The organism is Clostridium pascui (genome assembly GCF_016908015.1).
GTDB classification, from domain to species: domain Bacteria; phylum Bacillota; class Clostridia; order Clostridiales; family Clostridiaceae; genus Clostridium_AK; species Clostridium_AK pascui.
The window spans coordinates 167,830-194,705 of record NZ_JAFBDB010000005.1 but is presented as its reverse complement, the minus strand read 5'-3'; the positions used below and the strand labels follow the sequence as shown (position 1 = coordinate 194,705).

At 32.0% G+C, this 26,876-nt stretch carries 27 protein-coding genes and 1 riboswitch; of the genes, 24 read left to right on the top strand and 3 right to left on the bottom strand.

Going from position 1 to position 26,876, the window contains the following annotated elements:
- Positions 1–379: 379 nt before the first annotated feature.
- A complete protein-coding gene (locus JOC70_RS13415) occupies positions 380–2,335 on the top strand; it encodes a DNA gyrase subunit B (protein WP_204599405.1) in 1,956 nt (651 codons plus the stop codon).
- A gap of 11 nt (positions 2,336–2,346) precedes the next feature.
- Positions 2,347–5,217 (top strand): DNA topoisomerase IV subunit A, encoded by a 2,871-nt coding sequence (locus JOC70_RS13410; RefSeq protein WP_204599404.1) that lies wholly within the window; start codon positions 2,347–2,349, stop codon positions 5,215–5,217.
- Positions 5,218–5,338: 121 nt separating this feature from the next.
- Here JOC70_RS13410 and ald read toward each other — a convergent pair whose 3' ends face one another.
- Positions 5,339–6,454, bottom strand: coding sequence for an alanine dehydrogenase (gene ald / locus JOC70_RS13405; RefSeq protein ID WP_204599403.1), 1,116 nt, complete (start codon positions 6,452–6,454; stop codon positions 5,339–5,341).
- A gap of 299 nt (positions 6,455–6,753) precedes the next feature.
- Here ald and JOC70_RS13400 point away from each other — a divergent pair, with 299 nt between their 5' ends.
- The 8 genes from JOC70_RS13400 to JOC70_RS13365 all read left to right on the top strand — a co-directional run bounded on the left by JOC70_RS13400 (position 6,754) and on the right by JOC70_RS13365 (position 13,735).
- The gene (locus JOC70_RS13400) at positions 6,754–7,920 is read left to right on the top strand and encodes an ABC transporter substrate-binding protein (protein WP_204599402.1); all 1,167 of its coding nucleotides are present in this window, start codon (positions 6,754–6,756) and stop codon (positions 7,918–7,920) included.
- A 138-nt stretch (positions 7,921–8,058) separates the two neighbouring features.
- Positions 8,059–8,937: a branched-chain amino acid ABC transporter permease gene (locus JOC70_RS13395; protein WP_204599401.1), complete on the top strand. Its 879-nt coding sequence runs from the start codon at positions 8,059–8,061 to the stop codon at positions 8,935–8,937.
- A 33-nt stretch (positions 8,938–8,970) separates the two neighbouring features.
- Positions 8,971–9,963 (top strand): branched-chain amino acid ABC transporter permease, encoded by a 993-nt coding sequence (locus JOC70_RS13390; protein ID WP_243429134.1) that lies wholly within the window; start codon positions 8,971–8,973, stop codon positions 9,961–9,963.
- A complete protein-coding gene (locus tag JOC70_RS13385) occupies positions 9,956–10,717 on the top strand; it encodes an ABC transporter ATP-binding protein (RefSeq protein WP_204599400.1) in 762 nt (253 codons plus the stop codon). Before JOC70_RS13390 ends, JOC70_RS13385 begins: the two co-directional genes overlap by 8 nt.
- An 8-nt stretch (positions 10,718–10,725) precedes the next feature.
- Positions 10,726–11,436, top strand: a complete 711-nt coding sequence (locus tag JOC70_RS13380; protein ID WP_204599556.1) for an ATP-binding cassette domain-containing protein — start codon at positions 10,726–10,728, stop codon at positions 11,434–11,436.
- A 112-nt stretch (positions 11,437–11,548) separates the two neighbouring features.
- Positions 11,549–12,028, top strand: a complete 480-nt coding sequence (locus JOC70_RS13375) for an L-2-amino-thiazoline-4-carboxylic acid hydrolase (RefSeq protein WP_204599399.1) — start codon at positions 11,549–11,551, stop codon at positions 12,026–12,028.
- 47 nt (positions 12,029–12,075) lie between these two features.
- Positions 12,076–13,077 (top strand): dihydroxyacetone kinase subunit DhaK, encoded by a 1,002-nt coding sequence (locus JOC70_RS13370; RefSeq protein ID WP_204599398.1) that lies wholly within the window; start codon positions 12,076–12,078, stop codon positions 13,075–13,077.
- A gap of 19 nt (positions 13,078–13,096) precedes the next feature.
- Entirely contained in the window at positions 13,097–13,735 is a 639-nt protein-coding gene (locus JOC70_RS13365; RefSeq protein WP_204599397.1) for a dihydroxyacetone kinase subunit L, read from the top strand.
- 144 nt (positions 13,736–13,879) lie between these two features.
- Here the strand turns inward: JOC70_RS13365 and rocF are convergent, their stop codons facing one another.
- Positions 13,880–14,776, bottom strand: coding sequence for an arginase (gene rocF / locus JOC70_RS13360; protein ID WP_204599396.1), 897 nt, complete (start codon positions 14,774–14,776; stop codon positions 13,880–13,882).
- A gap of 397 nt (positions 14,777–15,173) precedes the next feature.
- Between rocF and dhaK the strand changes: the two genes are divergently transcribed.
- The 3 genes from dhaK to dhaM all read left to right on the top strand — a co-directional run bounded on the left by dhaK (position 15,174) and on the right by dhaM (position 17,408).
- Positions 15,174–16,166 carry a dihydroxyacetone kinase subunit DhaK gene (dhaK, locus tag JOC70_RS13355; protein WP_204599395.1) on the top strand — a complete coding sequence of 331 codons (993 nt, stop codon included), beginning with the start codon at positions 15,174–15,176 and terminating at the stop codon, positions 16,164–16,166.
- A gap of 106 nt (positions 16,167–16,272) precedes the next feature.
- Positions 16,273–16,911 carry a dihydroxyacetone kinase subunit DhaL gene (gene dhaL, locus JOC70_RS13350; protein ID WP_279381261.1) on the top strand — a complete coding sequence of 213 codons (639 nt, stop codon included), beginning with the start codon at positions 16,273–16,275 and terminating at the stop codon, positions 16,909–16,911.
- Between the two features lie 107 nt (positions 16,912–17,018).
- Complete coding sequence (gene dhaM, locus JOC70_RS13345) at positions 17,019–17,408, top strand: dihydroxyacetone kinase phosphoryl donor subunit DhaM (protein WP_204599394.1); 390 nt, start codon at positions 17,019–17,021, stop codon at positions 17,406–17,408.
- A gap of 96 nt (positions 17,409–17,504) precedes the next feature.
- Here the strand turns inward: dhaM and JOC70_RS13340 are convergent, their stop codons facing one another.
- Entirely contained in the window at positions 17,505–17,960 is a 456-nt protein-coding gene (locus tag JOC70_RS13340; RefSeq protein WP_204599393.1) for a SoxR reducing system RseC family protein, read from the bottom strand.
- A 157-nt stretch (positions 17,961–18,117) separates the two neighbouring features.
- Between JOC70_RS13340 and dut the strand changes: the two genes are divergently transcribed.
- The 11 genes from dut (at position 18,118) to thiE (ending at position 26,791) form a co-directional block, all read left to right on the top strand.
- Positions 18,118–18,549, top strand: a complete 432-nt coding sequence (dut, locus tag JOC70_RS13335) for a dUTP diphosphatase (RefSeq protein ID WP_204599392.1) — start codon at positions 18,118–18,120, stop codon at positions 18,547–18,549.
- Between the two features lie 2 nt (positions 18,550–18,551).
- A complete protein-coding gene (locus JOC70_RS13330; protein WP_204599391.1) occupies positions 18,552–18,914 on the top strand; it encodes an insulinase family protein in 363 nt (120 codons plus the stop codon).
- 560 nt (positions 18,915–19,474) lie between these two features.
- A complete protein-coding gene (locus JOC70_RS19610; protein WP_423880680.1) occupies positions 19,475–19,873 on the top strand; it encodes a helix-turn-helix domain-containing protein in 399 nt (132 codons plus the stop codon).
- Complete coding sequence (locus JOC70_RS13325) at positions 19,845–20,642, top strand: RNA-guided endonuclease InsQ/TnpB family protein (protein ID WP_423880682.1); 798 nt, start codon at positions 19,845–19,847, stop codon at positions 20,640–20,642. Before JOC70_RS19610 ends, JOC70_RS13325 begins: the two co-directional genes overlap by 29 nt.
- Positions 20,643–20,744: 102 nt before the next feature.
- Positions 20,745–21,734: a M16 family metallopeptidase gene (locus JOC70_RS13320; protein WP_204599390.1), complete on the top strand. Its 990-nt coding sequence runs from the start codon at positions 20,745–20,747 to the stop codon at positions 21,732–21,734.
- A 312-nt stretch (positions 21,735–22,046) separates the two neighbouring features.
- The gene (pdxS, locus tag JOC70_RS13315) at positions 22,047–22,916 is read left to right on the top strand and encodes a pyridoxal 5'-phosphate synthase lyase subunit PdxS (protein WP_204599389.1); all 870 of its coding nucleotides are present in this window, start codon (positions 22,047–22,049) and stop codon (positions 22,914–22,916) included.
- A 1-nt stretch (position 22,917) separates the two neighbouring features.
- Entirely contained in the window at positions 22,918–23,499 is a 582-nt protein-coding gene (gene pdxT / locus JOC70_RS13310; protein ID WP_204599388.1) for a pyridoxal 5'-phosphate synthase glutaminase subunit PdxT, read from the top strand.
- A 70-nt stretch (positions 23,500–23,569) separates the two neighbouring features.
- A riboswitch (TPP riboswitch) is annotated at positions 23,570–23,679 on the top strand.
- 148 nt (positions 23,680–23,827) lie between these two features.
- Complete coding sequence (thiW, locus tag JOC70_RS13305; protein WP_204599387.1) at positions 23,828–24,319, top strand: energy coupling factor transporter S component ThiW; 492 nt, start codon at positions 23,828–23,830, stop codon at positions 24,317–24,319.
- 96 nt (positions 24,320–24,415) lie between these two features.
- On the top strand, positions 24,416–25,282 hold the full coding sequence (thiD, locus tag JOC70_RS13300) for a bifunctional hydroxymethylpyrimidine kinase/phosphomethylpyrimidine kinase (protein WP_204599386.1): 867 nt from the start codon (positions 24,416–24,418) through the stop codon (positions 25,280–25,282).
- 37 nt (positions 25,283–25,319) lie between these two features.
- Positions 25,320–26,147, top strand: coding sequence for a hydroxyethylthiazole kinase (thiM, locus tag JOC70_RS13295; RefSeq protein ID WP_204599385.1), 828 nt, complete (start codon positions 25,320–25,322; stop codon positions 26,145–26,147).
- A gap of 11 nt (positions 26,148–26,158) precedes the next feature.
- Positions 26,159–26,791, top strand: coding sequence for a thiamine phosphate synthase (gene thiE, locus JOC70_RS13290; protein WP_204599384.1), 633 nt, complete (start codon positions 26,159–26,161; stop codon positions 26,789–26,791).
- Positions 26,792–26,876: the final 85 nt, after the last annotated feature.

Here is a 26,876-nt window from a genome sequence, read left to right as displayed (position 1 = left end):
AGCAAAGAGAAGATGATGAGATTTATGAGGTAAATAGAGTGAAATTTGCAGCATCAGAAGATATATCTTATCTCTTGGAAAATGCAGAAATATTAAAAATTGCCTATGGATATAGAGTAAGAAGAAATATTAACTGTTAAAGTTACACAACAATTTTAGTGATAATTAGTCAGTAACTAGTATGCAGTAGCCAGCAGCCAGTTATGAAGATTTTACATAACAAAATCAAATTTTATTGGTTACTGGCTATTAGCAAACTGATTGCTGGATTCTGGTGACTGATAACTAGAAAATGCTTTGCATTTTTAATGGGAACGTTTGTTTTATTTTTAAAATTTTGATATAATCTAAACTTGAGACGTGACAAGGGGGAATTAACGTGGAAAAAAATATAGAAAATACTTCAGTATATGATGTCACAGCCCTTACCTCACTTGAAAAACTAGAGCCTGTTCGTGTGAGACCAGGAATGTATATAGGATCTACAGGAACAAAGGGATTACATCATTGCATATGGGAAATTTTAGATAATGCCATTGATGAAATATCAAATGGGTATGGAGATACAGCAATAATTACTTTAAATAAAGATAAAACTGTTAGTGTTCTGGATAATGGAAGAGGAATACCTACAGGAATTCACCCTGTTAAGAAGAAGTCTGGAGTGGAAATGGTATTTACGGAGCTTCATACAGGAGGTAAATTTAATAATTCTATATATAAAACTTCAGGAGGACTTCATGGTGTTGGAGCATCCGTAGTAAATGCGCTTTCAGAGTGGCTTGAAGTTGAAGTGAAACAAAATGGAAATATATATAAACAAAGATTTGAATATGCTTATGACAAACAATCAAAAAGAAAAATGCCAGGAACAGCTGTAACCAAGCTTGAAGTAATAGGAAGTACGAAGGAAACAGGTACTAAAATTACATTCTTAGCAGATAAAGAAGTGTTTTCAACTACAGAATTTAAGTTTGATGTAATAGATCAAAGGCTTCAAGAGTTAGCTTTTCAAAATAAAGGAATAACTTTAAAATTCGTCGATAATAGGAAAGAAGAAGTAATAGAAAAGGTATATCACTCTGAAAGAGGACTTTTGGATTTTATGGATTACCTAAATGAAAGTAAAACTGTCCTTCACAATCCACCTATATTATTTGAAGGCGAAAGGGAAGTAAATGGCCTTAATATGTATGGGGAAGTGTGCATTCAATTTACGGATTCTACTACAGAAAACATAGCAAGTTACGTAAATAACATTCCAACTACAGAAGCAGGAACCCATGAGACTGGATTTAAAACAGGCATGACAAGAGCATTTAAAGAATGGGCTAAAAAGCTTAATTTACTTAAAGAAAAGGATAAGGAATTTGAGGGAGACGACCTAAGAGAAGGAATGACTGCGATTATAAGAATAAAAATTTCAAATCCTGTGTTTGAAGGGCAAACTAAAACTAAATTAGGTAATAATGAAGCCTATACCATGATGAACGATTTAACCTATACTAAATTTTCCGAGTGGATAGAGGATAATAAAGATGTTGCATCTATTATGATAAATAATGCTATAGAAGCAGCATCTAGAAGAGAAAAAATTAAAAAAATAAATGAAGCAGAGAAGAAAAAGATAGGAAGAGGTACAGCACCACTGGCAGGTAAAGTTGCTGTATGCACTTTAAAGGATCCTTCTTTTACAGAATTTATAGTGGTTGAGGGAGACTCAGCAGGAGGATCTGCAAAGCAAGCCAGGGATAGGAGATTTCAAACTATCATGCCCTCTAAGGGTAAAATAATGAATACAGAAAAGCAAAAGCTTGAAAATGTATTAAGTAGTGAAGAGCTTAAAATGTTTAATATAGCTATAGGTACAGGTGTACTAGATAATTACAAAGAAGAAGATTTAAAGTATAACAAGATAATAATAATGTCAGATGCGGATGTGGACGGGTATCATATTCGAACACTATGGATGACATATATATATAGATACATGAAGCCTTTAATTGCAAATGGACATCTTTATATGGCTATGCCACCGTTGTATAAGGTATATAAGGAAAGCAGGGGGAAAAGCATAGTAAAATATGCATATAGTAATGAAGAACTGGAACAAGTTAAAAAAGAAGTTGGAAAGGGATATTTACTTCAAAGATATAAGGGACTTGGAGAAATGAACCCAGATCAGCTTTGGGAGACTACATTAAACCCTGAAACAAGAACGCTTCAAAGAATTACCATAGAAGATGCTGCAAAGGCTGAAAAAATGGTGTCTTTACTTATGGGGGATGTGGTAGAACCTAGAAAAAATTATATGTATAAGTACGCAGAATTTTAGGAGGGATGAGTATGGCAAAAAAGATAGATATTCCTAAGGATAATAATATAATTAATGCGCCGCTTGAAGAAGCTATGCCAGATAACTACCTTCCTTATGCTGTGGAAGTTGCAAAGGATAGAGCATTGCCTGACGTGCGTGATGGATTGAAGCCTGTACATAGAAGAATAATATATGGGGCATACAAGCTTTCAGCATTCCCTGATAAGCCTTATTATAAATCAGCAAGAATTGTTGGAGATATTTTAGGTAAGTATCACCCGCATGGAGACACCTCAGTTTATGATGCTATGGTTATCCTTGCTCAAGATTTTGCAACAAGAGAACCACTAATTGATGGACATGGTAATTGGGGATCTCAAGATGGAGACAGTGCAGCGGCAATGAGATACACTGAGGCAAGAATGACAAGTATTGCCATGGAAATGATAAAAGATATAGATAAAGATGTAGTAAACATGGTGGATAACTATTCGAATTCAGAAAAAGAACCAGAAGTGCTTCCAGCAAGATATCCAAACCTTCTTGTAAATGGAACCTTTGGAATAGCTGTAGGACTTGCAACTAACATTCCACCTCATAATTTAAAAGAAGTTATAGATGGTACTTTAGCTTACATAGATGATACAAATATAGATACTAAAGGGCTTATGAAGTATATAAAAGGACCAGATTTGCCTACTGGCGGTATACTAATAGGTAAAAATTCATTAGAAAGTGCATATGAAACAGGTACTGGAAAGGTAACTTTAAGAGTAAAGGCAAAAATTGAAAGACTTGAAAATGGAAGACTTGGAATAGTTATAACAGAGTTTCCATATAGAAAAAATAAAGCAAAGCTTTTGGAAACCATATCTATTATGACTGCTGATAAAAGACATTCAAAGGCACTAGAGCCTATTAGTGATATAAGGGATGAGTCAGATAGAACAGGAATAAGATCTGTTATAGAATTTAAGAAATCTATAGATGAAGATATGGCAGAAAAGGTTCTAAAATATCTTTATAAAAAAACAGATATGCAAAGTAATTTAAGTTTTAATATGGTAGCATTAGCAAATGGAAAGCCAGAAACATTAGGGCTTAAAAGTATAATAAATCACTATGTAAACCACCAAAAGGATGTAATAACAAGAAGAACTAAGAGAGAACTTGAAATAGCGGAAAAAAGGTTTCATATAGTAGAAGGTTTTATTAAAGCAATAGGTATAATGGATCAAATTATTGAGACTATAAGAGCATCCAAGTCTAAAAAAGATGCACAAAAAAATCTTATAGATAAATTTCAGTTCACAGATATTCAAGCTGAAGCTATACTTGAACTTATGCTTTATAGACTTACAGGGCTTGAAATAACAGCTTTTGAAAAAGAATATAAAGAGCTTGACAAAAAAATTAAAAAGTTAAAGAAAATACTAGAAAGTGAAAAAGAACTTTTAAGTGTAGTAAAAGAAGAGCTTATTGAAATAAGAGATAAGTATGGAAATGATAGAAAAACAAGTTTAGTAGAAGATGATGAAGAGGCCAAAATTGATATAGAAGAAATAATAGTAGAAGAAGACGTAGTAATTACCTTATCTAATGAAGGTTTTATAAAAAGAGTTCCCCTTAAAACCTATAATCGTTCAAATACTGATGTGGATGAAATTGAGTATAGAGAAGGAGATTATAATAAGTTCTTAATATTTGTGAATACAAGGGATACTCTTATAGTGTTTACGGATAAAGGAAATATGTATCAAATAAGAACTATAGCTCTTCCTGAAATGAAGTGGAAAGAAAAAGGTGAAAAGATAGATGACATCATAAAGGGAATAAATTTAGAAGAAGAAAAGATAATCGATGCTTATGGAATAGATAATTTTGCTTATCAAAAGGATATAATGTTTATCACTTCTACAGGAGGAATTAAAAAGACTCCATTAGATAAATTTAGTACAAATTACACTAAACTTATGGCGCTTAAACTTAAAAATGAGGACAAATTAATTAAGACGTACTTAATAGATAGATATAGGGAAGAACAGTTTATCCATGTCAAAACCAGCTTAGGGCTTAACTTTACATTAGAAGAGCCAAAGCTTGAGGAAGTGGATAGAAATATACTGCCTCAGCAAATGTTTAACTTAAGTCCTCAAGATGAAGTAGTTGAAATAGAAGTTGTAGAAAACTATGAATTTAAAAGTTTCCAATTGCTGTTAGGTAAGGATGGTAATTTAAGAGAGTTTAAGAATGGAATTAAAAAGTATGATTTTAAAATAAGTACTAACTCTTTAGATAAAATTCTTTTATTTTTAAGTAATGGAGAAGTTATCAGAATACCAGCTTTTATGCTTGAAAATATACCAGATAAATCCATAAACCTGCTTGAAATGATGCAGATTAATTTGAAAGAGGTAAATATTTTAAATGTGATAGCTCTAAGTTCAAAAACAAAGTTTGATGAGGTCTTCTTCTTTACTAAAAATGGGCTAATAAAGAAAACTTCTTTGCAGGAGTTTAACCAAGATTATAGCATAACTACTACATATAAATTTAAGTCAGAAGATGATGCACTATTAGCTATAGATTTTGCTAGTTCTGATGAAAAAAATGATATTATAATAATAACTAAAAGAGCTATGTGTATAAGATTTGATAAAGAATCTGTAAGCCCTATGGGGAGAGTTGCTTCTGGAGTTACAGGTATAAGTTTAAAAGATGATGATGAAGTTTTATTTGGAGCTGTGATAGATGACGAGTTGCAGGAATTACAATTAATATCTAAGCATGAAAATGAAACGAAATTAGATATAGCCTCTACAAAACCGCAAAATAGAGCAGGTAGGGGAAATAATATCATGCTGCTTGTTATGGGAGATACTTTAAAAAGCTGTGAGTAAAGCTTTGACTAGTTGATAAAAAGAAAATTTACTTTCATACGTTAAAACTCGGTAATTTAATATATAAATTTTTCAGATTAATTATAAAGCCATGTATCTATAAAATACATGGCTTTTAAAATTATAATAATGACAATGGATCTGTATATTTCATTTTAAGACTATCTGCTACTGGTTTACTTGTTATATATCCATTATAAGTATTTAAGCCTAATAATAAAGAGGAATCTTCTAATAAACTCTTTTTTAATCCTTTATTTGCTATCTGAACTAAATAAGGAAGAGTTGCGGACTCCAGCGCTAAGGTAGATGTTCTAGGAACGGCTCCAGGCATATTAGCTACAGAATAATGAATAACACCATGTTTTTCATAAGAAGGATTATCGTGTGTAGTGACTCTATCAATTGTTTCAATGGAACCTCCTTGATCTATGGCCACATCTACAATTACAGAGCCATTCTTCATGGCTTTTACCAGTTCTTCTGTTACTGTTTTTGGCGCACTGGCTCCAGCGACAAGAACTGCACCTATCAATAGATCTGCATTCTTTATTACATTGGCTAAATTGTATTCATTAAACATTAAAGTAGTAATTCTGCTGCCAAATATATCACTAAGGTAAGATAAGCGGTGGCTGTTTATATCAAGAACTGTTACTCTGGCACCAATACCTATGGCCATCTTTGCGGCATTAGTTCCCACAACTCCACCACCAATTATAACTATTTCCGCAGGAGCTACTCCTGTTGTACCACCAAGAAGTATTCCCATTCCACCATTATATTTTTGAAGTAAATTCGCTCCTATCTGAATTGACATCCTTCCTGCTACCTCACTCATAGGAACTAGAAGAGGTAAAAAGCCATTGCTTAACTGAACGGTTTCATAAGCTATGCCTGTAATTTTTTTATCTAATAAAGCTTTTGTAAGTATTGGATTTGGAGCTAAGTGAAGATAGGTGAAAAGACTTTGGCCTTCTTTAAAAAGGTTATATTCGCTATCAAGTGGTTCTTTTACTTTAACAATGATATCTGAGTTATCAAACAGTTGTTTTTTATCACATAGTATTTCAGCACCTGATGAGATATAATGGTCATCTTCAAAACCACTGCCTACACCAGCAGAGGTCTCTACTAAAACAGTATGACCATTCTTAACTAATATGCCTACACCAGAAGGTGTTAGTGCAACTCTATTTTCATTATTTTTTATTTCTTTAGGTAATCCAATTATCATATTAAATCTTCTCCCTTCTTCTTAAATATTTTATTACTTTATTAATAGTCTATTTTTTATATAGTATGCTTATAGTGGTTTTTAATATAATAAAAGATTACTAATTATATATAAATTTAAAAATAGGGTAGATAAAACAAGCAAGAATTAATGTAGTAATCATAAAATTATATAAAGTTTCATATTATTTTTTAAATAGGGTTTATATTTAGGGGGTGCACGAAAAAGATAGAGAGAAATAGTTTTTATATTTAATTGTAGTTTTAGAAAAATAATTAATAAGGAAAGTGAGGGTATTTATGAAAAGAACTAAAAGAATATTAGCTATTGCTGCAGCGATGACGATTATAACCTCAGTAGTGCTTACGGGATGTGGAGGAAATAAGGATCAAGGTGGAAAGCAAGAGTCTAAGGTGTCAGAGTATAAAATAGCTGTAGTAGGCCCAATGACAGGTGATTATGCACAGTATGGGGAAGCTTTCAAAAGAGGAACTGAAATGAAAGCTAAAGAAATTAATGATGCAGGTGGAGTTAATGGGGTAAAAATAAAACTAGAAATGTTAGATGACAAGAATGATCCTAAGGAGGCTGCAAATATTGCTCAAAAGATAGCTTCTAATAAGGATTATTTAGCTGTCGTAGGTAACTTTGCAAGTACCGCATGCCTAGCAGGAGCACCAATATATCAAAAGGCTGGAATAGTTCAGCTGTCTCCTACATCTTCACATCCTCAATTTACCAAACAAGGAACTTACATGTTTAGAAATGTAAATACCCAAGAAATTGAAGGCCCTATTGCTGCAGAATATGCTGTGAAATTCTTAGGTAAAAAGAATGTAGCAATAATATATATAAACAATGACTGGGGAATTACTGCAAAGGATTACTTTAAACAAGGGGTTGAAAAGTTTGGCGGCAAGATAGTTGCAGAAGAAACATTTATAGGGGGACAAACAAAGGACTTTACACCTACTATAACTAAAATTAGAGGAACAAACCCAGATATATTATTTTTAGCAGCTATGTATTCAGAAGCAGGTATGATAACTCAACAAATAAAACAACTTAATTATGATATTCAGATGATTGGAACAAGCTCATTAAACAACGAACAACTAATAAAGCTTGCAGGAAAATCAGTAGAAGGAATGTATCTTACAAGTAATTTCTTCCCAGGAGATCCAAGTGAAAAGGTTAAGGGTTTCTTAACAAAGTTTAAAACTACTTATGGATCAGATGCAGATCAGTTTGCAGCGCAAGCATACGACTCACTAGGAATGATTTCTGAATCTTTAAAAGTATCAGGATCGGACAGAGCAAAATTAAGAGATGCTCTTCAAAATATAAAAGACTATGATGGAATTACTGGTATTACTAACTTCAATGAAAATAGAGATGTAATAAAGACTATGGTGCTTTTACAAGTAAAAGATGGAAAGTTTAATCTAGTTGATACTAAAAAATAACTTAAAAATTAGGAAATAGGATAAAGGAGTTAGGAGCTAGAAATGGATGTAATTTTGCTTGTGCAAATCTATGTACTTCCTTGTACCTAATTCCTGGTATCTTCTTATGCGATAGCACTAAGTGATGGGGGAGTGTAGATGATACTTCAACAATTAATCAATGGACTTACAATAGGAAGTACCTATGCACTAGTTGCAATAGGATACACAATGGTATTCGGAATACTTGAATTAGTTAACTTTTCCCATGGTTCTGTTTATATGACAGGTGCATTTATAACTCTAATGCTTTTAACTTCAGTTCATATGAATTTCTTTCTAAGCTTTACATTAAGTATACTTCTTACAGGAATACTTGGAATAATAATTGATAAAATAGCGTTATATCCTCTAAGAAAAAAAGATGCACCAAAGGTTACGTCATTAATAAGTACCATAGGTGTATCTATATTTTTACAGAACTTTATCATGATGATATGGGGGTCTGAAACAAAAAATTTTCCTATGATTTTAGATTTAGGGGGAATAAATTTAGGAAATGCAAAACTCACCTACCTTCAAATAATTATATTTTGTATTTGCATATTCTTAATGACTGCCCTACAGTTTATTGTAAATAAAACTAAAATAGGTAAGGCCATGAGAGCAACTGCTCAAAATACAGAAACTTCAATGCTTATGGGCATTAATGTAAATGTGATAATATCCTTAACATTTTTTATAGGTTCAGCTCTTGCATCAGTGGCTGGAACAATGGTTGGAATGTACTATCAAACAGTGGATCCTATGATGGGATTTATGGTAGGAATGAAAGCCTTTGCGGCAGCAGTTTTAGGAGGTATAGGGGTACTTCCAGGAGCAATGCTTGGAGGCATTATAATTGGAGTTATTGAAACCTTAGCAGCGGCTTATGTTCATGCAGGATATAGAGATGCCATAGCTTTTGCAATCCTTATAATAGTTCTTATCATAAGACCAACTGGACTCATGGGCAAACAGGCTCCAAAGAAAGTGTAGGTGAGAAATGTGAAATCTACTTTGGGAAAAATTATGGAACGTATTTTAAAATATAAAAAGTTTTGTATGATTTTATTTATATTATTAGTAGTTTCAATACCGCTGCTTAATTTTTCTTCCTATATTATGAGGATACTTATATTAGGTGGAATATATATAGTACTAGCACTTAGTTTAAATTTACTTACTGGTTTTACAGGACAGGTTTCTCTAGGACATGCTGCTTTTTATGGAATAGGTGCATATACATCAGCACTACTTTCTTTAAAGTTTGGGTATTCATTTTTAATAACAGCAACTTGCGGGGGAATTATGGCTGCTATATTTGGAGTTTTATTAGGATCTCCTACATTAAAACTTCAAGGTTCTTATCTTTCAATAGTAACCTTAGGATTTTGTGAAATTGCAAGAATCATAGAATTAAATTGGATGGGTTTAACACGTGGGCCTTTAGGACTTCCAGGAATACCAAGTCCTAGGATTTTTGGATTTATAATAGAAAAGGATAGAGATTATTATTATTTAATTGTGGTTTTAATTGTAATTACAATATTTATTATGAAAAATATTATAAACTCAAAAACAGGTAGGGCAATGATAGCTATTAGAGAAGATGATATAGCAGCAGAGGCTATGGGGATAAACATATTTAAATATAAACTTTTAGCCTTTACTATATCAGCTTTCTTTGCTGGGCTTGCAGGAAGCTTTTATGCGCACTATGTAACTTTTATTGACCCACAAAGCTTTACGTTTGATGAATCAATTCAAATATTAAGCATGGTTATACTTGGAGGAATGGGAAGCATACCAGGAACTATAATAGGAGCATTGGTATTAGTATCTATACCTGAAATACTTAGAAGTGTTCAGGAATATAGGATGGTGCTTTATGGTATAGTGCTAGTTGTCATGATGCTTGTAAGGCCTCAAGGATTATTTGGGGATATAAATTTTACTAAGATATTAAATAAGATGACCTCCAATAAAAATGATAAAGAAGAGGAGGTAGAGAAGAATGCATAAATTAGAGATTAATAATATAACTAAAAAATTTGGCGGATTAGTTGCAGTAGAAAATATCGATATGTATATAGATAATAATGAAATAATAGGGCTTATAGGACCTAACGGAGCAGGAAAGACTACATTATTTAATATTCTTACAGGAATGTATACTCCAACTACTGGTGAAGTTATCTACGAGGGAAATCATATAACAGGACTAAAACCTTATACAATTACTAAATGTGGACTTGCTAGAACTTTTCAAAACATAAGGTTGTTTGGGAAAATGACTGTAATAGAAAATGTACTTGTTGGTCTTCACAGTAGATGCAAAAGTAACACTTTTGATGCTATATTAAGAACTAAAAGGTATAAGGTAGAAGAAAAAGAAAATATAAAAAAGGCTTTAGAAATATTAGAAATGGTTGATTTAAATAATAAAAGTGAGGAGCTCTCTAAAAATTTACCCTATGGTGAGCAAAGAAAGCTTGAAATAGCAAGGGCACTAGCTAGCAATCCAGGGATTTTACTTTTAGATGAGCCAGCTGCAGGGATGAATGAAAATGAAACTGAAGAGTTAAAAAAATTTATAAGGAGGCTTAAAAAGCTAGGAAATACAGTGCTTTTAATTGAACATGATATGAAACTTGTTATGAATATATGCGAAAGAATTTATGTTATAGATCATGGACGAAAAATTGCTGAAGGATTCCCAAAGGATATTCAATGCAATGAAAAGGTTATAGAAGCCTACCTAGGAAAGGGGGTTTAAATATGCCTATTTTAGAGCTTAATAATGTTCATGTAAGTTATGGAAATATAAAAGCAGTAAAAGGAATTAATTTATATATAGAAAAGGGAGAAATAGTAACTTTAATAGGAAGTAACGGAGCTGGAAAAACGACTACCATGAAAACAATATGTGGCTTAATTAAACCAACTGAAGGGAAAATTCAATTTAAAAGTGAAAATATAACAAATAAAAATACAAATCACATTGTGAAAATGGGAATCAGTATGTCACCAGAAGGGAGACAAGTTTTTCCTAGGATGACTGTTTTAGAAAATCTTGAAATGGGCAGCTTTATAAGGACTAAAGAAGAAGAAAAAGAAGGGCTTGAAAAGGTATTTACTCTTTTTCCAAGATTAAAGGAAAGAACAAAGCAAATAGCCGGAACGTTATCTGGTGGAGAGCAGCAAATGCTTGCTATAGGAAGAGCTATGATGGCGAAGCCGCAGCTGCTTCTTTTAGATGAACCATCTTTAGGACTAGCGCCAATAATTGTTCAAAATATATTTGAGCTAATAAAAGCAATAAATAAAATGGGAACAACTATTTTGTTGGTTGAGCAAAATGCAAGAATGGCACTTATGATTGCAGACAGGGGATATGTACTTGAGACAGGTAAAATAGCTTTATCAGATACAGCAAAGAATCTATTAGATAGTGATATGGTAAGACAAGCATACCTTGGAGAGGTTTCGTGTTAAGAATAAGACTAAAGGTATCAGAAACTAACAGTTAAATATAATTCTATATTAAAGATATAAATAAAAAATTATATAAAAATAAAATTTTAATAAAATAAAGGTGGGGTTTATTATGGAAGAAAAGTTATATACTCAAAGCGAATTAACTGAAGCTGTGAGAGCAGCTATACAAGATAGAGCTACTTGGTTTTATCTCTTACTTAAAGCTGCGGAGAAACAGGGAATAGATACAGAAAAAATGGCCTATGATGCTATAACAGAGTTCGGTAAGATGAAGGGTAAAAGAATGGCTGATGCTAAAAATGCGGGGGAACTTGTAAATAAGATTTCTGAAGGTCCAGGCTTCCATGCTTTTGCTATGGAAAGAGTAAAAAGTGAAGAGAAAGTAGGAGAATTAAAGTTTAGGCATTGTGCACTTGTAGAAGCTTGGAAAAAACTTGGATGTTCATCAGAAGAAATAAAAACACTTTGCAAATTAGCTAGTTATGGAGACTTTGGAATTGTAAGTTGTTTCCAAGAGCTTAAACTAGAATTTCCAGAATTATTATCTCATGGAGATGACTGCTGTCACATGGTTATAACAAAGAAGTAGCTAGAAGCTAGTTTGTTAGAAATCAATAATATCAGGGGGATTATAAAATGAAGAAAATAATAAATGAAGCTAAAAATTTTGTGGATGAAACTATAGAAGGAATACTTTGTGCTCATGGTGAGGATTTAAAGGCTGTAAATGGAGATTTAAGGTGCTTAGTTAGAAATGATAAGGTTCAAGATGGTAAGGTGGGAATAGTGACCGGAGGAGGCTCAGGGCACTTACCAGTGTTTTTAGGATATGTAGGAAAGGGACTTTTAGATGGAGTGGCAGTAGGTAATGTATTTGCATCCCCTAGTGCGCAAAAGATGTTAAATGTTATAGAAGCTGTAGACAAAGGAAGCGGAGTTTTATGCCTTTATGGAAACTATGGTGGAGATACTATGAATTTTGAAATGGCTCAAGAAATGGCTGAAGTGGAAGAAATAAAAGTTTGTCAGTCTATTGTCTGTGATGATGTAGCTTCAGCTCCAAAGGGAGAAGAAAATAGAAGAAGGGGGGTTGCAGGACTATTTTATGCTTATAAAATAGCAGGTGCTAAAGCAGAAGAAATGGCAAGCCTTGAAGAGGTTAAGGCAGCAGCAGATAAAGCTATAGAAAATACAAGAACTCTAGGTGTAGCTTTAACTCCATGCATTGTTCCAGAGGCAGGGAAACCTACTTTTTCTATTGCAGAAGATGAGATGGAAATAGGTATGGGCATACATGGTGAGCCAGGAATAAATAGGACCAAAATGATGAACGCAGATGAAATAGCTGCTTTAATAATAGATAAAATTACAGAAGATATTGAGCTAAAGCCTGAGGACGATATTTCTGTTTTAGTTAATGGGCTTGGTGCAACTCCCAAAGAAGAGCTATATATAATATATAGAAAGATTTATGAAAGTCTAAAAGGTAGAGGAATAAATATTCATAGACCATATATAGGAGAGTTTGCAACTTCTATGGAAATGGCAGGTATGTCTGTATCCATACTAAAATTAGATGGTGAATTAAAGAAATTATTAGATGCTCCCGCATATTCGCCATTTTTTCAACAAGGTTAATATCTGAGGAGGGTACATTATGGATAAATTAAATGGAAATGACATAAAGAGTATATTTAAATCTATAAGAGATGTGGTGGATTTAAATAAGGCATATCTTATAGAACTAGATGGAATAATGGGAGATGGAGACTTAGGCATAACCATGAGCTTTGGTTTTAACAAAATTACTGAGGCTTTAGATAATTTAAATATAGAAGACATTGGGATGTTCATTATGAAGGCTGGAATGATTATGGCGGATGAAGCTCCTTCAACCCTTGGGACATTAGTGGCTACTGGAATGATTAAAGGTGGAAAAGCTTTAAAGGGTAAAAAGGAAATTGATTTAGAAGATATAATAGAAGCAAATAAATCAGCATTAAATGGAATGATGGAAAGAGGAAAATCAAAAAGAGGTAATAAAACGATATTAGATTCCTTATTTCCGGCTTTAGATGCATTGATAGAAAGTAAAAATAGAGGAAAAAACCTGCAAGAAGCTTTTAATGAGGCATATAAGGCTTCAAGGGAAGGTGTGGAAAATACAAAAATTATGAAATCAGTACATGGAAGAGCAGCCTTTTATGGAGATAAGTCTATAGGGAATATAGATGCAGGCGCTGTGCTTGGAAGTTATTTATATGAGGGAAGCAATAATTATATTCAAAATTTGTAGTATGTAATTTGAAAAGGATTTTGTAGTAAAATTAAATTGAGTTTTATTTATAATCGCTAATCTCTAGAAGCTTTATAAGTACAACTTTAAATACTAGAAATTAGCGATTAGTGACTAGAAATTATAAAAATTGTTTTATAATTTCTATCTAATATATTTAAACGCCCAATTTAATAAATCTATACTTAAATTTGCAGTAGCATCATTTTTATCAAGTTCTGGATTTAATTCTACAAAATCCATTGATTTTATTAATCTACTTTCTCCAAGACATTTTAATACAGTTTTAGCTTCGCCTATGGTCATACCATCTCCAACTGGAGTACCTGTCCCAGGCACAAGTAAAGAATCAATACAATCTATATCAAAACTTAAATGAACATTTTCCACGTTTTGGGATTTTAGCTTAGCTAAAATATCTTGAATTATGAAATTCATACCCTCTTCGCGAACTCTAGAAGTAGAATACACATTTAAGTTTAGCTTTTCAATAAGTTCACATTCACCTTTATCTAAATCTCTTGCACCAATTATAAATACATTTTCAGGCTTAACTTTTGTTCCATGAAAATATAAATTGGTTAGTTCATCAAAACCTTCTCCCATTGCAGCTGCAAGAGGCATTCCATGAATATTACCTGAAGGAGAAGTTAAATAAGAATTTATATCTCCGTGCGCGTCTACCCATATAACACCAAAATTTTTGTAATATTTACTAACACCTGATATGCTTCCAAGTCCTAATGAATGGTCACCACCAATAACAAGGGGGAAACTTCCGGAACTTAAAGATGCATATACCTGTTGTGCAAGATTAGTATTTACTTCGATAATAGGTTTTAAATATTTCATTTTAGGATGATGTTCGTACTTCGCAGCTTCCAATACCTGCGGCACATATAAATCGCCTAAATCGTATACGTTATGATATTTGTTTAATACAGATGCTATATTTTTTTCTCTTAATTTTTTAGGACCAAATTCTACGCCTTTTTTATCGCAGCCATAAAATAGTGGTACACCAATCAAATTAATGTCCAAATAAATAACCCCCTTTACTTTAATAAATTTATAGTTCGATTATGAATTATATAACATATTAACAAAGAATATAAGGTTTTTTAACAAATTTATATAATTAAAAATATTCTTAATTCAACATATAAGAATTATACTTACTATTAGTATGTTACTTATTTCAGAAATTACAAGAGTATAATAAAGTTAAATTAGGGAAATATCAAACTAATTTAAAAAAATTAATTCAAATTTGTATAATTTATTTTCCATGTATAGTATAGTATCAGTAAATGGAAAGTGTTACACACGTATTATAAAATTTTAGTAATACATAGTAAAAATAAAGGATATCTTATTATGGAGTTGAAATTTCATAATATAAAATCATAAATTCGTTTTGGAATATGGGAGGGGAAATATGAAAAAGTTAATAAACAATTCAGAGCAGGTTGTAGAAGAAATGATAAATGGAATGGTAGCCGCTCATTCAAAAGATATTAAAAGAATAGATGGAGAAAACATTATAATAAGATATAATATAATTGGCAATGAAAAGGTTTCCTTAGTAAGTGGAGGTGGAAGTGGACATGAACCAGCTCATGCAGGATATGTGGGATATGGAATGTTAGATGCTGCTGTATGCGGTTCGGTATTTACATCACCAACACCAGACAAGGTTTATGAAGCCATAAAAGCTGTGAAATCTGATAAGGGAGTTTTACTTATAATAAAAAACTATAGTGGAGACGTAATGAATTTTGAAATGGCCAAGGATATGGCAGAAATGGAAGGTATTAAAGTTGAAAGTGTCATAGTAGATGATGATGTAGCAGTGGAGAATAGCACTTATACTATAGGAAAAAGAGGGATTGCGGGAACGGTATTTGTGCATAAAATAGCAGGAGCAAAAGCAGAAGAAGGGGCAAGTCTCAAGGAAGTAAAAAATATTGCAAAAAAAGTTATAAAAAACTTGGGCAGTATGGGAGTTGCACTTACATCTTGTATAGTTCCTGAAGTCAAAAAGCCTACATTTACATTAAAAGACGATGAAATGGAAATAGGGGTTGGGATACATGGTGAGCCAGGTATTTATAGGGAAACTTTGAAAACCTCTGATAAAATAACAGAAGAATTACTCCATAAAATACTTGGTAATTTAAAAGTTTCTTTAGGAGAAGAAGTTGCAGTGATGATAAATGGCCTTGGCGCAACACCACTTATGGAATTGTATATAGTGAATAATAAAGTTCAGAAAATACTAAATGAAAAGGGGATAAATATATATAAGACATATGTAGGAGAGTTTATGACATCATTAGAAATGGCAGGATGCTCTATAACACTGCTAAAGCTTGATGATGAACTTAAAAAACTATTGGATGCTCCAGCCAATACTGTTGCTTTTAAGTAATAGTTTGTAAAGATAAGTGAGCTACTAAAAATTAGACATTAAAATCAGGTAATTAGGAAGCAAGAATTATATTATAAGCAGAGTTACTTAAAGGGGAGTGAATGGCTTGAAGATAGGGGCAAATGAAGTCAAAGAAACTATAAAAAACATCGCTAAAGTAATGGCAGAAAATAAGGAATTTCTAACAGAACTTGATGCAAATATTGGTGATGCAGATCATGGTATAAATATGTGTAAAGGCTTTAAGGCAGTAATAAAAAAATTAAATGAAACAAATACTGAAAGTATATCGGAGATTTTAAAAATCACAGGTATGACACTAGTTTCAAATGTAGGGGGAGCATCTGGTCCTTTATATGGTACTGCATTTATGAAAGCTTCTATGGCTATAGATAAGGATTATATGGATATTTATGATCTTATAAACATGTTACAAGCTGCATTAGAAGGAATTAAGGTTAGAGGAAAGTCTCAGGCAGGGGAAAAGACCATGATAGACGTCATAGAACCTGCATTAAATGCACTTGTAAAATCAAAGGATGATGGATTAATTGACGAAAAAGCTCTAGAAAATATGAAGGATGAAGCACTTAAAGGATTAGAACATACAAAATCTATAATTGCAACTAAGGGAAGAGCGGCATATTTAGGAGAAAGAAGCATAGGACATCAAGATCCAGGAGCAACTTCAAGTTATTTGATGCTAAATGAAATATACAAATACTTTATAAATAATAATAAATAAGCAATAGATAATGAGTAAGATTGAATTTCATTTCTTAATAAAATAAGATTTTGTAGAAATTATTATTTGTTTTATTAGTTGTTATTTAAAAGACAGGAGTGTTATATATGGTAGGAATGGTTATAATATCTCACAGTAAAAAAATTGCTGAAGGGGTTAGAGAATTGGCACTACAAATGGCTCCAGAGGTATCCATATCAGCATCAGGTGGAACTAAAGATGGGAGTATTGGAACAGATATAGATATTATATCTGAAGGAATAAATAAGGTATATTCAGAGGACGGAGTTGTAATATTATTTGATCTTGGAAGTGCACTAATGAATGCAGAAATGGCACTAGAATTTTTATCAGAAGATAAAAAGGATAAAGTTAAGATAATAGATACAGCTTTAGTAGAGGGGGCTATAACCGGTGCGGTGGAAATAAGCATGGATAAAAGCTTAAAGGAAATTATAAAAGTCTTAGATGGATTAAAACTTGGTAAAATGGCTTAGGTGGATTATAAAATGATTAACATATAATGGATGACATAAAGTAAATAATAAATCCATGGAATAGGCAAAACAAAAGGAAATTGCCACGCAATTTCCTTAGAAGCTTTCCTGCTTTCTTAAAAGTTCTATTTTTTCAAGCTCTTCCTCTGATAGTATTCTTACCATAGATACTGAAGGCTTATTATTTTTTACATGATGGTTATTAACTAATCTAAGTATTCCGTAAGATACTGCTAAAAAGCCAAAGCCCATAAATATTGAAATAAGATCATCTTTAAAAGCTACATGTCCAATTCCGATTCCTGATAGCATAAATATAAGAGGTAATACATAAGCAAAAAAAGTAAGCTTAAAAAAAGTATTATCTTCAATAAGTACTTCTACAGAATCTCCAGGGTTTGCAGCAGCTGTATTTTCCATTTCTAAAAGCATAGGTGGAACCTCACAGCTTCCCCCACAAGATGCACAGTTATCACCACAGCCAGACATTCTTTTAAACATTACATTAGCTGAATTACCATTAACACGTGTAACATATCCTACCTGATTCATTAATTTCACCTCTTCACTTATTTCCAAGTAAAATACTCGGATATAACATTTCAATTAATATTATAGCACATACGACAAAAAACGCAAATGGAATAATAGTATTGTTAAATACTTACTTAGAATATAAAATAGAGGTAATGATAAGGAGGAATAATGAATGGAGCTTAAAATAAAAAGAATACATAAGGATGCAGTACTGCCAAGATATGCTCATGAGAGCGATGCAGGAATGGATCTTTGCTCAGTGGAAGAAATGGTAATAAAACCTAGTGAAACGGTTTTGATAAAAACAGGTATAGTAATAGAACTTCCAAAGGATACGGAAGCACAAGTCAGACCAAGAAGCGGTTTAGCACTTAAAAATTCTATTACTGTTCTTAATTCACCGGGAACTGTGGATGAAGGCTACAGGGGAGAGATAGGAGTAATACTTATAAATCACGGAAAATGTGATTTTAAAGTAGAAAAGGGTATGAGAATTGCTCAAATGGTAATAAAACCTGTGATAAAAGTTAAAGTTATTGAAGTAGAGGAAGTAAATGATTCTGATAGAATGGAAAATGGATTTGGATCTACAGGGAGTGTGTAATTTTGATAGAGGAAGTTTTAAAAAATGGATTAAAAATTATATATAAATACGTCCCAGGAAATATAACATCCTTTTGTATAGGAGTGGATGCAGGAGCTATAAGAGAGAATGGATTTCCGCTAGGTACAGCTCATGCTGTAGAGCATATGGTATTTAAAGGAACTGTAAATAAAAATGAAAAAGAAATAAATGAGCTATGTGATGAATTATTTGGATTTCAAAATGCTATGACAAATTACCCCTATGTAGTTTATTATGGTAGCCTTTTAAATGAAGATTTTCAAAATGGGCTAGAGCTTTTTTCTGATATAGTTTTAAAGCCTACTTTCCCTGAAAACGGCTTTAAAGAGGTAACTAACTGTTAAAGAAAACTTACAAAAAGTTATAAATTATTAGTATTTTATAGCTTTAAGTTTTTCTTAACAGAGCCTCGTATGTAGAGAAATCTGCATAGGACACAACTTTAATTGCAGGTAATGCCTAAAGTCTTACACCACAATATATGGATGAAATAAGCTGTATATGATGGTACGAAAGTAGAAACAACGTAAGGATGGATATATGGTTAAATCCTAAGTATCTGTTATAATGGCTGTTCATGCAGGGAAGCTCCGAACAGGAGAACCTTCAACGACTATCTCGCAAGGGAGTACACTACAAGCTTTTGGTAGTGGAAATGGGTTGCCCCTAACAGGTTATGCTGAGGGTGAAGAAATAGTCTTCGCACGTTCCGAAAGGAAGTGGTAGTTAGCGTGAGCGAAACTACATCTATGAAGTAGCGTTCATAGGTAAAAGTGATAGAACTTATAAAGATCAAAATATCTTTAAGTTTATTTTAGTAAAATTTTAATCGCAGTATCTAATTTACCTCACTTCGTATAATAAATACAAAAAGTGTTATAGTAATATTGTGGGAAGTGAGAAAATGCTCCAGAGTTTTAAAGTAAGATTAGAACCAAATAATAAACAAATCACTAAATTGTTTCAGTATTCAGGAACTGCAAGATTTATCTATAATTGGACTTTAGCAAAAGAGCAAGAAAATTATAAAACTGGCGGGAAGTTTATAAAAAATGGAGAATTAAGAAAAGAATTAACAAGGTTAAAGAAGACTAGTGAATATAGCTGGTTAAATGCTGTAAGCAATAATGTAGCAAAACAAGCCGTTAAAGATGCCTGTGATGCCTATATTAAATTCTTCAAAGGATTAAGTAAGTTTCCCAAGTTTAAAAGTAGAAAAAAATCAAAACCTAGCTTTTATGTAGACCCATTAAAAATACAATTTACTTCAGACCATATTAAATTTAGAAGCATTTGCAAATAGTACAAAGAAAAATAAGCAAAAACTTAACTGGATAAAGTTATCTGAAAAATACAGAATACCTTTTGGAGAAAGTATTAAATACTGTAATCCTCGCGTAACCTTTGATGAATTACAATGGTATATATCCGTAGGTGTTGAAGTAGAAAACATAAAAGCAAAATTAAGTGATGAAAGCATAGATATCGATTTAGGACTTAAAAACTTAGCTATAGTCAGCAATATAGATAAACCTTTTAAAAACATTAATAAAACTCTACGAGTTAAAAAATTAGAAAAGCGATTAAAAAGATTTCAAAGACGGGTTTCAAGAAAATATGAAATGAATAAGCAAGGAGATAAGTATATTAAAACAAATAACATCATAAAACTTGAAACCAAAATTAATATACTGCATAAAAGATTAAATAATATTCATTTAGATTATAGGCATAAAGTAACTACTGAAATAGTGAAAACCAAACCATTTAGAGTAGTTATGGAAAAGCTTGATGTAACTCAAATGCTAAAAAATAAACATTTATCACAGTCAGTGTCTAAGCAAGGTTTTTATGAATTCAAAGCTTTGATGAAATATAAATGTGAGAAAAATGGTATTAAGTTTATAGAGGCAGATGAATGGTATCCATCAAGTAAAACTTGCTCAAAATGTGGATATGTAAAATCTAAATTATCATTATCTGAAAGAACCTTTATCTGTGAATGTTGTGGAGCTGTGATAGATAGAGATAAAAATGCAAGCATTAATTTGTCTAGATATGAAGTATCATAAACACTAAAAGAATTATGATACTGTGTAGGGTGAGTTACACCCGAATTTACGCCTTTAGAGTGTCATACAAACTAAAGTAGGATTTATCCGAAATAGGACACGTTGAATAAGGAAATAAACTTAAAGGTATTTATAACTTTTTATAAGTTTTATGTAACGGAAATGGATATAATTAAGCAAGAGCTTATTGAATGGTCTGAGGATTTACAGCAATTTTGTGAAGATGAATTGCTTTATAATGCTTTTGAGTACAGAAGAATTAAAAATTTAATAATAGGAACTCATAAAAGTATATCTAAAATTACATTGGAGGTACTAAAGGATTTTTATAATAAGTACTATGTACCTTCAAATATGGTGGTAACTGTGGTTACAGGGTTTTCAAAGGAAGAGACTATAAGTGTAGTTAAAAAATATTTTGATGACTTTAAGGTTAAAGAAAATGTAGATGATTTAAAAAATAATAAGTCCTGTGATTTAGGAGATAAGTATTTTGATGTAAATGACATAAGGGATAATCATCTCTACGAAAATAACAATGCTGGTATATTTATAAAGATAAAAGAAGGCATAAGTGGCGCGAAAATACAATACGCTTATCCAATAAATAATTTATCCCTAAAAGAACTTGCTTGTTTAAAGATATTTAATAACTACTTTGGAGAAGGTACTTCAAGTATTTTATATGATACAATTAGAACCAAAAATGGACTAGCTTACGAAATTGAAAGTACCATAAAAGAAGAAAAGGGAATAAAGCTATTTAAAATTTCTATGGGAACATCAGAAGAAAATATTGAAAAAGCATTAAAACTTATAGATAGCTCTATAGAAAAAATTAAACAAGATGCTTCTATGGTTTTTGATGATGAATTAATTAAAAAGCTTATAAAAAATATTGAACTTAAAAGAGCATTGAGGTCAGAAAAATCAGTGCAATTAGCTAAGGATTTAGCTTGTAATGAGATAATGTATGAGTCTAATGATATTATATATAAAATGCCTGGAATTTTAAGTGAAGTAACAAGTGAGAAAATTTCTAGTGTAATAAATAAAGTATTAAACTTTCCTACAATACAAATTATCAAGTGAGTCTCAGAAGAACTTATCCAGGAGCATATCAGTCGTTATGCACAGCGTAAGAACTCTAACCGACTGAAGTCAAATAGTTCCAATATATTCCACATAAGAGGATGGTTGCCATCGGATAAATCAACAAATTTAGTTTGTAGAAATGATTAAGTTGTAATTGTTCAACCCTTATTACTAAAGTGTTTTAAAAAATCTATAAATCTACAGTTAATAGGTACCGATACAATTTGTATCGGTACATTTTGTACTAATACATTATTGTTTTATAATATGGATGTAAGAAAATTTAAATTTTATTGGGGGAATGTTTTTATGAACAATTATGAATTAAACAAAAACCTTGCTCAAATGTTAAAAGGCGGAGTAATCATGGATGTTGTTAATCCAAAGGAAGCTGAAATAGCGGAAAAGGCTGGAGCTTGTGCTGTAATGGCTCTTGAAAGAGTACCTTCCGATATAAGGAAGCAAGGCGGGGTTGCTAGAATGTCCGATCCTAAAATGATTAAAGAAATAAAATCAGCGGTTTCAATCCCAGTTATGGCTAAAGTTAGAATAGGCCACTTTGTAGAAGCTCAAATACTTCAAGCTTTGGAAATCGACTATATTGATGAAAGTGAAGTTTTAACTCCTGCAGATGAAGCTTATCATATAAATAAAAGGGATTTCAAAGTTCCATTTGTTTGTGGTGCTAAAAATCTTGGAGAAGCTTTAAGAAGAATAGGTGAGGGAGCTTCTATGATTAGAACAAAGGGAGAAGCTGGTACAGGAAACGTTGTTGAAGCTGTAAGACATATGAGATGTATGATGGATGAAATAAGAAAAATAAAAAATGCTCCAGAACAAGAGCTTATGACAATTGCAAAGGAAATGTCAGCTCCATACGAATTAATAAAATTTGTTTGGAAGGAAGGCAAACTTCCTGTGGTGAATTTTGCAGCAGGTGGAATTGCAACACCAGCAGATGCCGCACTTATGATGCAGCTTGGCTCCGAAGGGGTGTTTGTTGGCTCTGGAATATTTAAGTCAGATAGTCCAGAAAAACGAGCAAAGGCAATAGTACTTGCAACTACTTATTATAATGATCCTAAGAGACTTGCCGAGGTTTCAGAAGAATTAGGGGAGCCGATGAGTGGAATAGACTTAAGAGATTTAACTAACAGATATGCAGAAAGAGGCTGGTAATATGAAGATTGGAGTTTTATCGCTTCAAGGTGGAGTTATAGAACATATAAAAAGCATAAATGCATTAGGATTTGATGCAGTAGAAGTTAAAACTTTAAAGGATATTGAAGATATTAGCGGATTAATTCTACCAGGGGGAGAAAGTACTGCTATTGGTAAAATTTTAAGGGAAACAGGAATGCTTACTTTCCTTAGAGATAAGATACTATCAGGATTACCAGTATGGGGAACTTGTGCAGGTATGATACTACTTGCACAAGAAATTGAAAATAGCAGCATAACACATCTTTCTGTAATGGACATAAAAGTTAGAAGGAATGCATATGGAAGGCAAATAGATAGTTTTAGTACCGAAGATATTGTTAAGTGCGTATCAGATAAGCCTATTTCACTTGTATTCATTAGAGCGCCTTTTATTGTTACTGTGGGAAATGATGTGGAAGTTCTTCATGAGTTAAATGGAAACATAGTAGCAGCTAAACAAAATAATATCCTTGTAACATCTTTCCATCCTGAACTTACAGAAAATCTTCAGTTCCATAAATACTTTATTTCTATGTGCAGTTTTAATTTGAATTCTTAGGAACTTTATATAGATCAATTGACTTAATTTTTTATATATAGTATGATGTTAATGAAAATTAATAATATAGGTAACCACACAGGGGAGTTGGTAATGGCCAGCTGAGAGTAAGAATCCTATTCTTAGACCCTTAAACCTGATCTGGATAATGCCGGCGTAGGGAGTTAGATGTAGATATTGTTTTGATATTTAAGGCACAAACTTCGTAGGAGTTTGTGTCTTTTAAATTTTTTTTGTAAAAAATTAAAACATACTGCTGTTAAAATACTTCTAATTTTCTATCGGATAGTATTAAAAGTTTATATTATTTAAATTTAGGAGTGATTTTATGAGTACAAAAAAATTAACTTTCTCAGCATTACTTATAGCTATGGGAGTTTTACTCTCAAATTTAATTTATATTCCTATAGGAACTTCAAAATGTTTTCCTATACAGCATTTAATTAATGTGCTTTCTGCAGTAATGTTTAATTCATACATAGGAGTAGGCATTGCCTTTTGTATATCAATTATAAGAAATGTTTTAGGCACAGGTTCTATAATGGCTTTCCCAGGAAGTATGATAGGAGCATTTTTGGCGGTACTATTTTATAAAAAAGGGAAAAAACTAATATATGCTTTTTTAGGAGAAGTTATAGGTACAGGAGTAATTGCAGCACTTCTTTGTTATCCAATTTCTAAATTAATACTTGGGAAAGATGTTGCAGCACTATTTTATGTAATACCTTTTTCTATAAGTAGTGTAGGTGGAGCGCTAATAGCTTATGTAGTTTTAAGCATAATATTAAAGAAAAACATAATAGCTGCAATTTATAAATAATAAGACTGAAGCTAATGATAATTATATGTCAAAATATCAAACACTAAATTTTAAGTACTAATCATTAACCAAAAACTAACCGAGGAGGTTTTAGAAATGAAAAAAGTATTAACTATTGCAGGTTCTGATAGCTCAGGAGGAGCAGGTATTCAGGCTGATTTAAAGACCTTTTCTGCAAATGGAACCTTTGGGATGAGTGTTATAACTGCTATTACAGCTCAAAATACTCAAGGAGTATGGGCAGTAGAAGATTTATCATCTTCAATTATAGAAGCTCAAATAGATGCAATATTCAAGGATATAGAAGTGAATGGAGTAAAAATAGGAATGGTTTCAAAAATAGAAACTATAGATGCAATTAGTAAAAAATTAAATGAATATAAGCCTCAGAATGTGGTTTTAGATCCTGTAATGATTTCAAAAAGCGGATTTGATTTACTAAGGCCTGAATCTAAAAAGGCACTTATAGAAAATCTTATACCTTTAAGCTCTATTATAACTCCTAATATACCTGAAGCTTTGGCTATAATAGAAACTTATAAACACATGTATAAGGATAATGAGGAGTATAGTGAATTGTTAAAAGAAGCGGAAACACTAACTACTATAGAAACAAGAGAACAAATGGAAATGGCAGCAAAGATAATTCATTTAATAGGAGCTCCTAATGTACTTTTAAAGGGAGGACATTTAGCGGATGACGCCGTAGATATATTATATGATGGAAAAGAATTTCATTATTTTGAAGGAGAAAGAATACATACTAAAAATACTCATGGAACAGGATGTACCTTATCTTCTGCCATATGTTCTAATTTAGCATTAGACTGCACTTTAGTAGAGTCAATAAAGAAAGCTAAGGAATATATTACAGAGGCAATTAAGCACTCATTAGATATTGGTCATGGTGTAGGTCCTACTAATCATTTTTACACAATGTATAAAAAGGCAGGTATGCTATAGAGATAAAAATCTATATATAAATTTGGAGGAAACTATTATGAAAATTGATGAAAAGCTTAAGCGTATTCTTTTACAAGTCAAGGAAAAGACACCTCTTGTACATCACATAACAAATTACGTTACAGTAAACGATTGTGCCAATATTGTACTTGCACTAGGTGGAAGTCCTGTGATGGCAGATGATGAAGCTGAAGTGGAGGAAATGGTATCTATTGCCTCAGCACTGGTAATAAATATTGGTACATTAAACAGTAGAACTATAAATTCTATGATGCTTGCAGGGAAAAAAGGAAATGAACTAAATATTCCTGTAATACTTGACCCTGTAGGAGTTGGTGCAACAAGTCTTAGAACAAAAACTGCAAAGCTTCTTTTAGAAAATATACAATTTGATGTTATAAGAGGAAACCTTTCAGAAATAAAAGTTTTAGCAGGACTAAGCTCAAAGACTAGAGGTGTAGATGTAGATATAGAAGAAAAAGATGAAATAGAAGGAAGAAAGAAGCTGGGAGAAGAACTATCTAAAAAGCTAAATTCTGTAATAGCTATAACTGGAAAAGTAGATTCTATAAGCTATAACGATAAAACATACCTAATATATAATGGACACCCTATGTTATCACAAGTTACGGGAACTGGCTGCATGTGCTCCTCTCTTATAGGTACATTTTTAGGAACTAAGGAAGATAAGCATATTGCGGCAGTACTTGGAGTTTTAACAATGAGTATAAGCGGGGAAAGAGCATACAAAGCTGTAATAGATAAGGATTTCGGCACTGGAAGTTTTAGAACAGCTATAATTGACAGTGTGTCTACCATTACTCCTGAAATAATTTATGAATATATAAATATAAGTGAAAAATAAGGAGAAGAGTTATGAATAAGAAAAATGTAAATTATACTTTGTATCTTGTAACAGATAGAAGTTTCATAAAAGATAAATCTTTAGATAAAGCTGTAGAGGAAGCAATACTTGGTGGAGCAACATTAGTACAAATAAGAGAAAAAGATGTAGATTCATTAGATTTTTATAAAGAAGCTTTGAAGGTAAAGGGAGTATGTAAAAAGTACGACGTTCCTTTAATAATAAACGATAGAGTTGATATTGCATTAGCTATAGATGCTGATGGTGTTCATGTTGGACAAAGCGATTTACCTTGCAGTATAGTAAGAAGCATATTAGGTGCAGAAAAAATTATAGGGGTTTCAACATCTAATGTTGAAGAAGCTCTAAAGGCACAAGAAGATGGAGCAGATTACGTAGGAGTTGGGGCAGTATTTCCAACTACTACAAAGGATGATGCAGACAGCGTAACTATAGAAGAACTTTCAAATATAAAGAAGGGCTTAAATATTCCTGTAGTAGCTATTGGAGGAATAAGCGAAAATAATATAACAAAGTTAAAGCCAGCTAATATAGATGGAGTGGCTGTTATATCTGCAATACTTGGTAAGGAAAATATAACAAAAGCAGCAGAAAATTTAATTCATAAATTAAAGATAAGATAATATTATAAAAGGTTCTTAGTAAAAAAATAGGATGATTAATAATTTCCGACCTGCCGGTCTTCGGGTTTACCAGCCCTTTGATAAT